Raw genomic sequence first — 13,294 nt, 5'->3', positions numbered from 1 at the left:
CGAGAACTTCGTCCATTTCAGCATACATGTCAGGCATGAGCTCTACGAGCCAGGGCAGGCTTCTGGTCATGATGCCGGTCTGCCAGTGCTCTGTACAACGATAGGTTGTGTCCACATAAGGATATTTATCGGGTGTTCCCTGTTCGTTCATCCATTTGCCGATAAAGGCACAGGGATTAATTTTCTGACCGGACATAATATTTCTATCCAGTGGTGACTCCCATGGTTCATAAACCTCAGGAAGCGGACCTTCGGCGTTCCCGAAACCCCACAGCCTGGCAACACCTTCGGGTTTCATTATAAACGGAAGAGTCTTTGCGCCGGTGTCGGCTACGTTGATAGGAGCCCAAGCTCCGTCAGGAACGTCTCCGACCCACTTGGCACCTTGGGCATCCCAGGAGATTACCGGGTGTTCGCTATCGTAAGGATTCCCGTTCAGGTCAACGGCTGCGCGGTTGTAGATGATGCGGCGGTTAACCGGCCAACACCATGCCCAATTGGAGAACAGCCCGATTTTCTGCGGGTGAGCATCAACCGGGTCACGTTTTTGCAGTTTATTTCCATCTTCAGTATAACTATTGCAATATAGCCAGTTACCCGAACTAGTAGTTCCATCGTCTTTAAGGTTGGCAAAACTAGCCATTAGCTTGCCAGTGGTTAAATCATAGCCATTGATTTCCCTGGCGATTTGATCAGCAGTAACATGGGCATCGTAGTCCCAGGTTACGTTAAGAACACCTTCTCGGCCGGGTGCGTTAGAATCGGCTGCATAAAGACTTCTGATTTTTGTCATCAACTCAGCCATAATTTCAAGATCAGCTATAGCTTCACCATTTGGCTCAACTGCTTTATAGCGCCATTGTGCCCAGCGGCCGGAGTTGGCGATGCTGCCTTCTTTTTCATATGAGCAGGCTGCAGGCAGCATAAACACTTCAGTCTTAATAGTGGTTGGATCTACCCCAGGCCTCTTCCAGAAGATCGCGGTTTCGTTTTCCCAAATATCAACTGAAACCATCCAGTCAAGTTTAGCAAAAGCTTCCCGGGCGCCATTGGCATTTGGGCCACCGGCTGCAGGATTCTGTCCCCAGATCCAAAGACCTTTTATAACATCGCGGCTAATAGCTTCAATCAAGCCAATATGAGTGTAGTTGACTGCCGGATTTCTTTTGGGAAGCAAGTTGAAACCGAATTCATTTTCCGGTGTTGCGGCATCTCCGTACCAGGCTTTTAACAGGCTCACAAGGTATTTCCTGGTATTTTGCCACCAGTTAGCGCTGGTATCCCCGGCCAGACCTGTGGGAGGAGTAATGGTAGCTGCCGGATGCTTGCCAACACGCCTTAAGAACGAGTCGATATCATTATCGCCCTCAATTGGCATATCGATATAACCTGGAAGAATATGCTCCAGCGCTGCCATATCGGTTGAACCCTGTACGTTGGAAGTGCCGCGAAGAGCATTGATGCCGCCACCGGCAACTCCCATGTTTCCGAGTAGTGTTTGCAACAAGGAATAACCGCGTATGTTCTGTACGCCATAGGTGTGCTGTGTAGCTCCCATTGCATAGCAGATTGTACCAGCTTTATCTTTTTTTCCAGTTTCTGCAAATGCCTGGCAAACCTTGAGGAAATCCTCTTTGGGTGTACCGGTAATGCGGCATACAGTGTCTGCATCGTAACGCGAGTAGTGCTTTTTCAGCATCTGGAAAACACAATTGGGATCTTTAAGGGTCAGGTCTGCTTCGGGAGTGTTGCCGCCACCATATTTCCAGGTTGCCTTCGAAGCAGCGGTGTATGAACCATTGTATGTTTTTTGTTCTATTTCGCCGAACAAGCCATCATTAAATTTATAACTCGGATTTAAAATGTACGATGCGTTGGTGTACTGGGTTATATATTCCATGTTGTAGTTGCCCGGATTTTGTTCAATGTCGTTGATGACATAGTTTATCATTCCACCGATAAAAGCTATGTCAGTCCCTGAGCGCATCGGGGCGTAAATATCTGCCTTGGAAGAAGTGCGGGTAAAGCGTGGATCAACGCTGATCAGTTTTGCCCCCTTTTCCTTGGCTTTTGTAATCCACCGGAATGAAATGGGGTGGTTCTCAGCTGCATTGGAGCCGATTATCATTATACAATCGGAGTTTTTGAGGTCGATATAATGATTGGTCATTGCCCCTCTTCCATACGACTCTGCCAGAGCCGCTACAGTAGAGGAGTGTCATATGCGTGCACAATGTTCAAGATACACCACGCCAAGCGCGCGGTTCATCTTGGTAAGCATGTAGACCTCTTCGTTGTCTAGCTCCCCACCGCCAAAAGAAGCCAGCCCTTCTGTACGTTTTGCTGACTCGACCCAGGTGGCATCCCGTGTAGCCTTAACCCTGGCAGCAATGGTATCCAGCATCCATTCCCATGATTTTTCTTCCCATTCGGTTGAGTTTGGGGCTCTGTACAAAGGTTTGGTTAACCTGTACGGATTTGGTTTGCCATCTACCTGGTGAATTTGTGACATCGCCAGGCCTTTGGGACAAAGTGCCCCTTCATTGATGGGATGATCCGGGTCACCTTCTATTTTGATAATACCATCCTCGTAGACGGATACTATCTGACCACAGCCCACGCTGCAGTAACAGCAGATTGTTGTTGACTCTTTGACCTTCTTCTTAAGAGGAACTTTCTTAAGAGATCTGGCCATGACGGCGTTATTATCAACACCATTAAATAGAAACAATCCGCCCAAGGTTGCGCCGGAGGCTTTAAGAAAACTCCTTCGGCTAATTTCCATAAACTCTACCCCCTTTGTTTAAAACTCTATAAAAATAAAAAAGCATACAAGCTGTATTGCCTGTATGCGTAATCATACCCATGTAATTGATACTGGTATTCTTTATCGTTAACAAATACCCCTAGCAGGTTTATTCGGAGCAAAATTTTTCCTCTTAATAATCTCCTTTCCTGAAAGAGGTAGGCGCAACTGTTTCCGGTTGCACCCTTCGGACTTTTTGCTCGCCCTGCGGCTGGCCCCCTTGCCCGAAAAAAGTTTAGGAAAGCCTAGCTCGGAGTTATAAGGCAAGTTTATCTTTTTAAAGTGCAATTTGTCAAATGTTAAATACAAGAGATTTATTTGCGCAGAAACCGGATAAATTGTATCTTTAAAGTATTGAATCAAGTACAAAATGTAACTGTTAACCGAAATATTCAGGAAAAAATACAATGATAATATCCAACGTAGATATTACAGGCCTTTGTTCGATGGCTAAAATGGTGCAAGCAGAAACAGGTATTTCGAATCCATTCTTAACTCCAGAATGGATTCTCTCGTGGTGGGAGGTTTTTGGCGGAGATTATTCTTCTTATATCAAAGTTGGTATACAAGATACAAAGCCGGTCGCGATAGCTCCCTTAAAGATATCTGGCGATACGGCAACATTTCTGGGTTCGACTGATATTTGTGATTACCAGGACTTCATAGCGATCAACGGAAAAGAAGAAGAATTTTTTACTCTTTTATTAGATGATGTGAAAAAAGAAAAAATCAGGAGATTGCATTTGCGGCACCTTAGGCCAGATTCCCTGGCTATTACCGAGTTGGCTCCAGTAGCTTCCGCTCTTAAACACAGGGCAACTGTGAAACAGGAAACTGTTAGCCTGGAGATGCCCCTTCCTTCGACTTTTAGCGCTTATCTCGATACTTTAGACAAAAAGAATCGGCATGAAATAAGGCGCAAGATGCGGCGGCTGCTTGAAGCTAATAGGGTGAAATTCTATTACACTGGTGATAACTATTCGCGCTATTCATATAGCCCGGAATATATGCAAGATTTTTTAAGATTGTTCTTTTTGAATCAGATAGAAAAAGCCGGTTTCATGACACCGTTGATGCAGCAGTTCTTTAACAAGATTTGGGAGCAAGCTGGTCCAAGTGGTGTGTTGCGGTTCGGGTGTTTGGAAGTTGATGGCGAGAGAGTGGCCATGGTGCTTCTTTTTGACTGTAATAATTCCATTTTCCTGTATAATAATGCTTATAATTTTAGCCATGCCAACCTTAGCGTTGGACTCTTGAGCAAAGTTCTTGCAATAGAAAAAGCCATAAATATCGGGCGGTGCAAATGGGATTTCTTAAAGGGTGATGAGAAGTACAAGCGCTGGCTCGGGGGAACAAGTATCAATCTTTACAGCCTTGAAATAGAATTAAGTTAACCATGAGATATTCGGCAAACATTCCTCGCTACATAGCATTAATCAGCCTTCATAGCTGTCCGCTTGGCAATTTGGGTGCCCGGGACACCGGAGGTATGAGCGTTTATATACGGGAAGTTGCGCTACAGTTTGCCAGTAAAGGTTTTCACGTTGACATATTCACACGTGGCCACAATTCGCATAGTTGCGACGTTACGCTGTTGGCAGAAGGTGTTCGTCTTGTGCATATCAAAGCCGGAGAAACGCAAGAGGTAGTAGATAAAATTGCCTTGCACTCCCATATTAATACCTTTAATCAGGGTGTATATAGATTCGCTAAAGAGAATAATAGTGAGTATAGCTATATATTCAGTCATTATTGGTTATCTGGTGTCAGCGGTCAATTACTTTCAGATAGATGGAAAATTCCACATATCGTAATGTTCCATACGCTTGGAGAAGTAAAAAATCAGATTGGGCAAGGATTGGTTGAACCTGATTTGCGTTTGCAGGAAGAGTACAGGATTATACAGGTATGCGATCGGATAATTGCTTCCACTGATCGGGAAAAAGATTATCTTTGTCATTTATATTCAGCAAGTGCCGATAAAATCCGGGTTGTACCATGTGGCGTTAATTTGGAAATGTTTAAACCAATTTTTCGTCCCTCGCCAGTACCCGGTCTGCGAGATGGTTCAACGCGGATTATTTTATATGTTGGAAGAATTGATCCTCTTAAAGGAACCAGTCTTCTCGTTGAAGCGTTATCTTTAATTAAGGCTGATGATGGCTGGATCTGTTTGATTGTTGGCGGTGATGGCAGTAATGATGGAGTTAACCAGCTGCAGCAACAGGCAATACAAGAAGGTATTGCCGATAAACTGATATTCACCGGTCCGGTCCCGCAAGAAGAGCTTAGTGCTTATTATTCAACTTCAAGTGTGTTGGTTGTTCCTTCATATTATGAAAGCTTTGGTCTTGTTGCTATAGAAGCGCTGGCTTGCGGGTGCCCGGTGATTGCGGGAGATGTCGGGGATTTAAAAAATATTATCAAGCCTGGCTTAAGCGGAGATATTTTAAAAAAGTTAAATACTGAAGAGCTTGCAAGAACATTCAGGGATTGGATAAAACGCTCTCCAAGGACTGCTGTTGAGGTAAGTATAATCAGAGAGACAGTTGCCGGTTTTAGCTGGGTGAATGTTAGCCAGGAATTAATCAATGAATTTGAAGCTTTAGCTTTTAACACGGCAGGAGCAGTATGATGACCTCACAGGTGACTGATTTACTCGTTGTTTCCCCTCATCCGGATGATGCTGAGTTTGGCATGGCAGGCACTGTTGCAAAGTATTACATGGAAGGAAAAACCGTAGTTTACGTAATAGTTACCGGTGGCGAAAAGGGTAGCGAAGATAAACAAATGACTCCTGAAAAATTAAAAAGTGCCAGGCGGTTGGAGCAATTGGCAGCTGCTAAAATCCTGGGAGTCAAGACAGTGGAGTTTTTAGGCTTTATTGACGGAAGCCTTGAGGATAACTACGAATTACGCCTGGCAATAACTCGCCAAATCCGGCGATATAAACCCCTTGCAGTTGCTACCACTGATCCCTACCGACGCTATCTATTGCATAGGGATCACCGAATTACGGGGCTTGTTGTTGCTGAAGCAGTGTATCCTTTTGCGAGAAATCGTCCAGCTTTTCCCGAGTTGATTGAAGAGGATCTTGAATCGCATATGGTAAAAGAAATGCTTTTTTGGGGCAGCGAAGACCCTAATTATTATGTTGATATAACTGATTCTTTTAACCGGAAAATAGACGCACTTAAATGTCATTCTTCCCAGCTGGGTTCTCATAATGAGAAAAACCTTGAACTATGGTTAAGGCAAAGAGCTCAAGAGATGGCTTCAGGCCAGAATTACCCGTTGGCCGAAGCTTTTCACAGGGTTATTATTGATCACTAGGCCTTTAACTCTTTTAAGGTATAATGTTAATTTGATGCCTATTTATTTAAGGGGTAACGACTAATGCATAATCTACAACAATTACCAGCTGGTAGCAAGATCCTTCTTTCTGGTAATGAAGCCATTGCTCTGGGAGCCTATCATGCCGGTTTAAAGGTAGCAACCGCCTACCCAGGTACACCAAGTACTGAAATACTGGAAAACCTCGTTCATTTTGACGGAGTCTACGGAGAATGGTCCACCAACGAAAAAGTAGCTGTAGAAGTTGCCATGGGAGCATCGTATGCGGGCGTGCGTTGTCTTGCCGGTATGAAGCATGTTGGATTGAACGTGGCAGCTGATTCTCTGCTTTCTGCGTCGATTACTGGTGTCAATGGTGGATTGGTGATTGTTAGCGCTGATGATCCCGGGATGCACAGCTCGCAAAATGAGCAGGACAATCGTCATTATGCGAGACTGGCTAAAATCCCGGTCATTGAACCTTATGATAGTCAGTCAGCTTACGATTTTATATTCCTGGCTTTTGAAATAAGCGAGCAGTATGATACCCCGGTGCTTTTTAGAACAACCACGCGTGTTTCGCATTCAAAATCCGTGGTACAGATTAGGGGATCATGCCGGGAAAATATTGAAACGGCTCAATTTGCTACTAATCCCGAGAAATATGTGATGCTGCCGGCATATGCACGGAAACGGCATGTAGCCATTGAAAAGAGAATACAACAGCTCAAAGAGTATGTAGAAACCAGTCCGCTAAATAAGATAATCGAAGGCAAAGGACCGTTGGGTATCATTACATGCGGTATCGCTTATCAATATGCAAGAGAAGTATTCCCCGCTGCCCCCATACTCAGATTGGGTATGACATATCCTCTTCCGAAAGAATTGATTACCAGGTTTTCTGCCGGAGTGAACAAACTGATCGTAATAGAAGAGTTGGATCCGTTTGTTGAAGACATTGTTAAGTCCATGGGGATAGCGGCAAGCGGGAAGTCTTTCATCCCGATAATTGGCGAATTGTCGCCAGAGATTGTGGCTTCGTCTGCAAAGAAGGCTGGAATTTTGACCGAAATCCAGAGTGAAGACACCACTTCTTGCCAGACCGAATTGCCAGCGCGCCCCCCATCTCTGTGCCCCGGTTGCCCTCATCGCGGTTTGTTTTATGCTCTTGCCAGAAATCCAAGACGCATTAAAAAAATGGCCACCGGAGCAAATTCCCAAGCACAGGGCGGATTGGTTATATCAGGTGATATCGGTTGTTATACCCTGGGTGCCTATCCACCACTCAATGGCCTTGATACTTGCGCCTGTATGGGGGCTAGCATTGGTCATGCTCTTGGAATGGAAAAAGCTGGTTTAACTGATAAGCTGGTAGCGGTTATCGGAGATTCTACATTTATGCATTCCGGATTAACTGCACTGGCAGATGCGGTATACAACCACAGCAGCATCACCATAGTGATATTGGATAATATGACAACTGCAATGACCGGGCACCAGGGGCATCCGGCGACTGGAATTGCTGCCAGCGGAGAAAAAGTACAGGCGGTAAGTCTGGAGAACGTGGTAAAGGGGATGGGAGTTGAAGAGGTTGCTGTAATAAATGCTTTTGATATCCCTGCACTTCGCGACGCAGTTAAAACAGCAATAGAAAGCGAAAAACTATATGTATTAATTGTACGCGGGGAGTGTGCTCCGCTAAGGCGACATTCGGATGCAAGCCGCATTGTAGATATAGAAAAGTGTACCCGATGCAACACCTGTTTTAAATTGGCCTGTCCGGCGATTCAGTATCAAAACGATATGGTGTATATAGATCCGAACCTCTGTGCTGGTGATAATTGCGGTTTGTGTGAGCAAGTTTGTCCAGTAGGCGCCATAGGCGTTTTCGGTAAGGCGGTAAAAGAATAAATGCAAAATATTAGTGTTCTTATGACCGGCATAGGAGGCCAGGGGATTATTCTGGCAAGCGATATATTAGCCGAAACTGCATTACGTATGGATTGGGATGTTAAAAAGACGGATTCGATTGGAATGGCTCAGCGAGGCGGAAGTGTTACCAGTCATGTACGAATGGGCGAAGTGGTGAATTCCCCGTTGATATCGGCGGGAGGAGCAGATGTGCTTTTTGGCATGGAAAAATTAGAAGCAGCTCGCTCTTGTCATTTCTTAAAACCTGGTGGCTGGGCATTGGTAAACCAGTATGGTTCTCCTCCTCTATCTGTAACCAGCGGTGAAACCAAGTATCCTGAAGATGACATAATTCTAAATGCCATCAAGCAAAAGACCAGAGAGGTTTTGTTAATCGACGGAATAAAAAAAGTTGAGGAGTTGGGCAATACCAGGACATTGAATGTGTTTCTCCTCGGGGCTCTTTCTGTGTTTTTACCATTTAGTGTGGATATCTGGAGGGCTTCCCTCGAAGCAAAACTTCCGTCAAAAATCCTCAATATAAACCTGAAAGCGTTTTCACTGGGGCGGGAGGAGGTTAAAAATGGCCGTATCGGCTAAAACTGCGGAGGGGATGAGGCACAGTTCGTGGATCCGCCGGATGTTTGAAGCCGGTGAAGAACTAAAAGCCAGGCTGGGACCAGAAAATGTATTCGATTTATCCTTGGGTAATCCGATAGATGAACCACCGGTTGAATTCCTCCGGGAATTAATGCGCCAGACTCATAATCCGCGTCCTGGTATGCATCGTTATATGGCCAATGCCGGATATCCGGCTACACGGGCAGCGGTGGCGACAGCAATTTCAAAAGAACTCGGATTAAGTTTTAAAGGCAGCGATATTGTGATGACATGTGGAGCTGCTGCTGGTCTTAACGTTGTCTTGAAGACAATGCTCAATGCTGGTGATGAAGTAATAGTTGTCAGCCCGTACTTTCCGGAATATTTGAGCTATATCGATAATCATGGGGGAATAGTCCGCATTGTGGAAGCCGGGGATGATTTTTTACCAATCCCGGAAAAGATAGAACAGGCAATCTCTGGAAAGACCAGGGCGATTATCCTTAATACCCCCAATAATCCAACGGGTGTTGTTTATAACGAAGAGTTGCTGGGTGGTTTAGCCTCAGTGCTTGAACGACAAAGCCACCGGTTGGGGCACTCAATTTACCTTATCAGTGATGAACCTTATCGACGGTTGATCTACGATGGCATACAGTTTTCTTCTCCGCTTAATCACTATCGTCAAGCGATTATAGCAACTTCATTTTCCAAAGATCTCTCCCTGCCCGGTGAACGAATTGGCTATATCGCTGTCAATCCTGAGATTGACGACAAAGACGAACTTGTTGCCGGTTTTATTTATGCGAACCGGGTATTAGGCTTTGTAAATGCCCCGGCACTGATGCAAAATGTGGTAACCAACTTGATGAATGCGACTGTATCTGTGGCTGAATACCAGCACAGGCGAGACTACCTCTATAAAGGATTGATAAAGGCTGGATATAATGTAATCAAACCTCAGGGAGCCTTTTATTTATTTCCAGGAGTACCCGGAGGAGAAGATATCAATTTTGTTCAACGATTGATGGAATATGGAGTCCTGGCTGTTCCGGGTAGTGGTTTCGGACGTGAGGGATACATGCGCCTTTCCTTTTGTGTCAATCAGGTTACATTGGAAGGCGCGGTTAAGGGATTGACAAAGGCTATTCAGGAAGGATGATAATGGGTGAGTGTGATAATGCTGAACAAAATATTCGCTTGCTAACCAGCCGTGTGGAACCGGCGGTTGACTATCTTGGGATGCGGCTTGAAACGCTCGAGCCAGGCTATGCCAGGGTATCTATGATGATAAAATCCGAGCATAAAAACTTCCATGGCAATGCATTTGGGGGAATTATTATGGCTTTGGCTGACCATGCATTTGGTTACGCGGCTAACTCTCTAGAATATCCGAGCGTAGCCAGTCAGTTTAACATGCATTTTCTACGAGCCGCCACTGAAGGTGAAGTTCTGATTGCAGAATCCCGGGTGATCAAGAGCGGCAAACGCATAAGCGTTTCTGAAATCAGGATTACCAACTCGCAGGGAGAATTGGTAGCTCTGGCCACTGGTACTACGGTGCCTGTAACAAAAATCGAGGATCGCAAGCGATAAAGGGATTAGTAGTATAAAATAATTTGACGGATTATTCTTCTTGTGGTAATCTCTCCACGTTCTCTGTATGAGTCAGTTATGGAAAATAACAATTATTTAAACCAGGTTAAGTTTAATTTCGCGTTTACCGGGCGCACCAGGTGCGCCGGGGGTATTTCTTTTATGCAGGTATTATAGAACTTAACCTGAATATGGTAGAGATTTAACCTCCCCGGCAAGGGAGGTTTCTTTATATCCGGGAGGAAAAGTGTCACAGTTGACAGCAGAAACAATACCAGGGCTTGTAGTAGCTAACAGCTTGAAACGGGCAGACCGTACGGCCATGTGCATGAAGCAGTTTGGAATCTGGAAGCGGTACAGTTGGCAGGAGTATTACAAGCGTGTAAAGTATTTTTCGCTAGGACTGATTCAAATGGGATTAAATCCTGGCGACGTAGTTTGCATTATTGGGGATAATGAGCCTGAGTGGTTCTGGGGGGAATTTGCTGTCCAGGCAGCAGGAGCGATTGCAACAGGGACTTTTGTTGATTCGATTCCCTCTGAATTAAAGTATATCATGGAACATTCTGGTGCAAGCTTTGCCATTGCCAACGATCAAGAACAGGTTGACAAGTTTCTCCAGATTAAACATGAATTACCATCCCTCAGAAAAGTCGTTTATTGGGATCCAAAAGGTTTAAAAAACTACGATGATCCTACCCTTGTTAATTTCAATGATGTATTAGACCTGGGTAAAGAGCGAGACCGTAATAATCCAGACGAATTTGATAATCTTGTTGTCAGGCTTCAACCTGATGACACCGCTTTTATTTACTATACTTCAGGTACTACCGGCCTTCCCAAAGGGGCTATTCTTACCCACCGGGCTTTGATCCGTACAGCTCAGAGTTTCATCAGTCGTTATCCGCTTACTGATAAAGATGACCTTATTTCAAACTTCCCTGCCGCTTGGGTCGGCGATAGTTATTTTTCAACGATACCGCATCTTTTAACCGGTGCGCGGCTGAACTTTGCCGAGGAGCCGGATACAATTGCACAAGATACACGCGAGGTTGGTCCGCATTTTGTTATATATGGACCACGCCAATGGGAAGGACTGGTTAGCGAAATCCAGATTAAAATGATGGATGCCCATTGGCTTAAGCGGTTTGTATATAAATTGTGTATGCCAGTTGGGTATCGGATGGCTGATTTCACATTAGAAGGTAAAAAGCCTCCGACAAGATGGAAAGTACTATACGCTATTGCCAATTTATTATTATTTCATCCCCTTAAAGATAAACTAGGATTATCCCGGGTGAGGTTCGCTGTGACTGGCAGTTCTGTTTTAAGTCTGGATACTTTTCGGTTTATTCATGCAATAGGTGTATCGCTCAGGCAGAATTATGCTAGTACCGAATCGGGATATATTTCTTCCCATAGTGAGGGAGATATACGTTTTGAAAGTGTAGGAAGGCCAGCCAGGGGAGTAGAAGTCAGGTTGATGGATTCCGGAGAGCTCTGGGTGAGAAGTGACTGTATGTTTAGTGGCTACCATGCTAATCCGGAGAAAACCCGGCAAGCACTTTACAAAGGCTGGTGTCGTACAGGTGATGCAGTAAACATTAATGATAATGGTCATATTCTGTTTCTGGATCGCCTGGAACATATGGGCGAGCTCAGAACCGGCGCAAAATACGCTCCACAGTATATAGAAGGAAGATTACGTTTCAGCCCTTACATAAAAGATGCCATGGTGGTTGGTGATGTTGAAAGAGACTACGTAACGGCAATTATCAACATGGATTTTGCGATGGTAGGCAAATGGGCGGAAGACCACCACATCGCATACACTACTTTTGTAGATCTTTCCCAGCGTGAAGAAGTAGCCGATCTCATCCGCCGCGATCTTAATCGAGTCAACAGCTATCTGCCAGCACCAGCGCGCGTAAAAAGATTCGTTCTTATGCACAAGGAATTCGATGCCGATGAAGCTGAGCTCACCAGGACACGTAAACTGCGAAGGGAATATATGGAAGAGCGCTATCGGGAATTGATTGAAGCCATGTATCAAGGTGGCAGTGAGGTTAAAGTTGAAGCCCCGGTGACTTATCGGGATGGCAGGCGGGGAGTTGTGACAACTAGTATAAAGGTAAGATCCGCAGATGAACCAGGAGGGATTAATGGCTGATTTACTTCAGTACACAATCACTGGCATAACTGTAGGCATGGTGTATTCTCTGATAGCAATGGGTTTTGTGCTTATATGGAAATCCAGCGGCGTAGCCAATCTTGCGTTAGGCCAACTGGTGCTGTTGTTTTCCTGGTTTACCTACGGAATGCTGGCTCAAACTGGCTTACCAATATGGCTTGGTTTGTTCATTGTTGTAGGCTTCGCTCTTCTGCTCGGATGGATAATCGAAAGGTTTATATTAAGACCGTTGATCGCTCAGCCAATCCTATCACTGATTGCGGTTACGCTTGGTATGGCTTATTTCATTGAGGGGCTTTGTACCTTTGTCTGGCCTTGGGGTGTTGATGTGCTGCCCAGGCTGTTTCCTCAGGATCCGGTACGCATTGTTACTGCAGTGGTGTCTCAGGAATACCTTTGGGCGGCTGGCATCTCGTTGCTGTTATTTGTAGCCTTATCGTTATATTTTAAGTATAGTCGTATGGGTATTGCCATGAGAGCTACTGCTGATGATCAGATGGCAGTGCAGGCATGCGGAATACCGGTAACCAAAATATTCTCCCGCTCGTGGATGTTTGCCTGCGTCATGGCGGCTATTGGCGGAGTACTGATGTCCAGTATTGGGGGGATAAGTTACGGATTGGTTGAAACCGGCATGAAATCATTTTCGGTAGTGATATTAGGGGGACTCGATTCCTTTCTTGGGGCAATAATCGCTGGACCTATCATAGGACTTGCGGAAAATCTGGCGGGTGGATATCTCACGGCTATAACTTGGCCGGGAGTAAAAGAAATTATTCCGTTTATCATCATAATTATCGTAATGTTTATTAAACCGTATGGACTATTTGGCGAAACACGTATAGAGAGGATTTAAA

At 45.0% G+C, this 13,294-nt stretch carries 11 protein-coding genes and 1 riboswitch; of the genes, 9 read left to right on the top strand and 2 right to left on the bottom strand.

Annotated elements, in window-relative coordinates; all coding sequences use genetic code 11:
- Together fdnG and PHX29_02945 are read right to left on the bottom strand one after the other, a co-directional pair.
- Window positions 1-2,170 (bottom strand): formate dehydrogenase-N subunit alpha (gene fdnG / locus PHX29_02950; GenBank protein MDD5604857.1); only part of this gene is annotated, 2,170 nt, incomplete at its 3' end.
- A gap of 48 nt (window positions 2,171-2,218) precedes the next feature.
- On the bottom strand, window positions 2,219-2,785 hold the full coding sequence (locus tag PHX29_02945; protein ID MDD5604856.1) for a twin-arginine translocation signal domain-containing protein: 567 nt from the start codon (window positions 2,783-2,785) through the stop codon (window positions 2,219-2,221).
- A 146-nt stretch (window positions 2,786-2,931) separates the two neighbouring features.
- Window positions 2,932-3,074: riboswitch (molybdenum cofactor riboswitch) on the bottom strand.
- 139 nt (window positions 3,075-3,213) lie between these two features.
- Between PHX29_02945 and PHX29_02940 the strand changes: the two genes are divergently transcribed.
- From PHX29_02940 to PHX29_02900, 9 genes are all read left to right on the top strand, one after another.
- Window positions 3,214-4,200, top strand: coding sequence for a GNAT family N-acetyltransferase (locus PHX29_02940; GenBank protein ID MDD5604855.1), 987 nt, complete (start codon window positions 3,214-3,216; stop codon window positions 4,198-4,200).
- Between the two features lie 95 nt (window positions 4,201-4,295).
- On the top strand, window positions 4,296-5,441 hold the full coding sequence (locus tag PHX29_02935) for a glycosyltransferase (GenBank protein MDD5604854.1): 1,146 nt from the start codon (window positions 4,296-4,298) through the stop codon (window positions 5,439-5,441).
- Window positions 5,438-6,139, top strand: coding sequence for a PIG-L family deacetylase (locus PHX29_02930; protein ID MDD5604853.1), 702 nt, complete (start codon window positions 5,438-5,440; stop codon window positions 6,137-6,139). Before PHX29_02935 ends, PHX29_02930 begins: the two co-directional genes overlap by 4 nt.
- 63 nt (window positions 6,140-6,202) lie before the next feature.
- A complete protein-coding gene (gene iorA / locus PHX29_02925; GenBank protein ID MDD5604852.1) occupies window positions 6,203-8,050 on the top strand; it encodes an indolepyruvate ferredoxin oxidoreductase subunit alpha in 1,848 nt (615 codons plus the stop codon).
- A complete protein-coding gene (locus PHX29_02920) occupies window positions 8,051-8,650 on the top strand; it encodes an indolepyruvate oxidoreductase subunit beta (protein ID MDD5604851.1) in 600 nt (199 codons plus the stop codon). It begins immediately after the preceding gene.
- Complete coding sequence (locus tag PHX29_02915; protein ID MDD5604850.1) at window positions 8,634-9,812, top strand: pyridoxal phosphate-dependent aminotransferase; 1,179 nt, start codon at window positions 8,634-8,636, stop codon at window positions 9,810-9,812. Before PHX29_02920 ends, PHX29_02915 begins: the two co-directional genes overlap by 17 nt.
- Window positions 9,813-9,814: 2 nt before the next feature.
- On the top strand, window positions 9,815-10,246 hold the full coding sequence (locus tag PHX29_02910) for a PaaI family thioesterase (protein MDD5604849.1): 432 nt from the start codon (window positions 9,815-9,817) through the stop codon (window positions 10,244-10,246).
- 247 nt (window positions 10,247-10,493) lie between these two features.
- Entirely contained in the window at window positions 10,494-12,416 is a 1,923-nt protein-coding gene (locus tag PHX29_02905; protein ID MDD5604848.1) for an AMP-binding protein, read from the top strand.
- Complete coding sequence (locus PHX29_02900; protein MDD5604847.1) at window positions 12,409-13,293, top strand: branched-chain amino acid ABC transporter permease; 885 nt, start codon at window positions 12,409-12,411, stop codon at window positions 13,291-13,293. Before PHX29_02905 ends, PHX29_02900 begins: the two co-directional genes overlap by 8 nt.
- Window position 13,294 lies beyond the last annotated feature (1 nt).

The sequence above is a fragment of the Dehalococcoidales bacterium genome (genome assembly GCA_028717385.1).
Lineage (GTDB): Bacteria > Chloroflexota > Dehalococcoidia > Dehalococcoidales > CSSed11-197 > CSSed11-197.
The sequence above is the reverse complement of the archived record's forward strand: the minus strand, read 5'-3'. Positions and strand labels throughout refer to the sequence as shown.

Excerpts from the sequence above, each read along its gene's own strand:
- PHX29_02945 (MDD5604856.1), bottom strand. The coding sequence starts at position 2,785 with ATGGAAATTAGCCGAAGGAGTTTTCTTAAAGCCTCCGGCGCAACCTTG.
- PHX29_02940 (MDD5604855.1), top strand. The coding sequence starts at position 3,214 with ATGATAATATCCAACGTAGATATTACAGGCCTTTGTTCGATGGCTAAA.
- PHX29_02935 (MDD5604854.1), top strand. The coding sequence starts at position 4,296 with ATGAGCGTTTATATACGGGAAGTTGCGCTACAGTTTGCCAGTAAAGGT.
- PHX29_02930 (MDD5604853.1), top strand. The coding sequence starts at position 5,438 with ATGATGACCTCACAGGTGACTGATTTACTCGTTGTTTCCCCTCATCCG.
- iorA (MDD5604852.1), top strand. The coding sequence starts at position 6,203 with ATGCATAATCTACAACAATTACCAGCTGGTAGCAAGATCCTTCTTTCT.
- PHX29_02920 (MDD5604851.1), top strand. The coding sequence starts at position 8,051 with ATGCAAAATATTAGTGTTCTTATGACCGGCATAGGAGGCCAGGGGATT.
- PHX29_02915 (MDD5604850.1), top strand. The coding sequence starts at position 8,634 with ATGGCCGTATCGGCTAAAACTGCGGAGGGGATGAGGCACAGTTCGTGG.
- PHX29_02910 (MDD5604849.1), top strand. The coding sequence starts at position 9,815 with ATGGGTGAGTGTGATAATGCTGAACAAAATATTCGCTTGCTAACCAGC.
- PHX29_02900 (MDD5604847.1), top strand. The coding sequence starts at position 12,409 with ATGGCTGATTTACTTCAGTACACAATCACTGGCATAACTGTAGGCATG.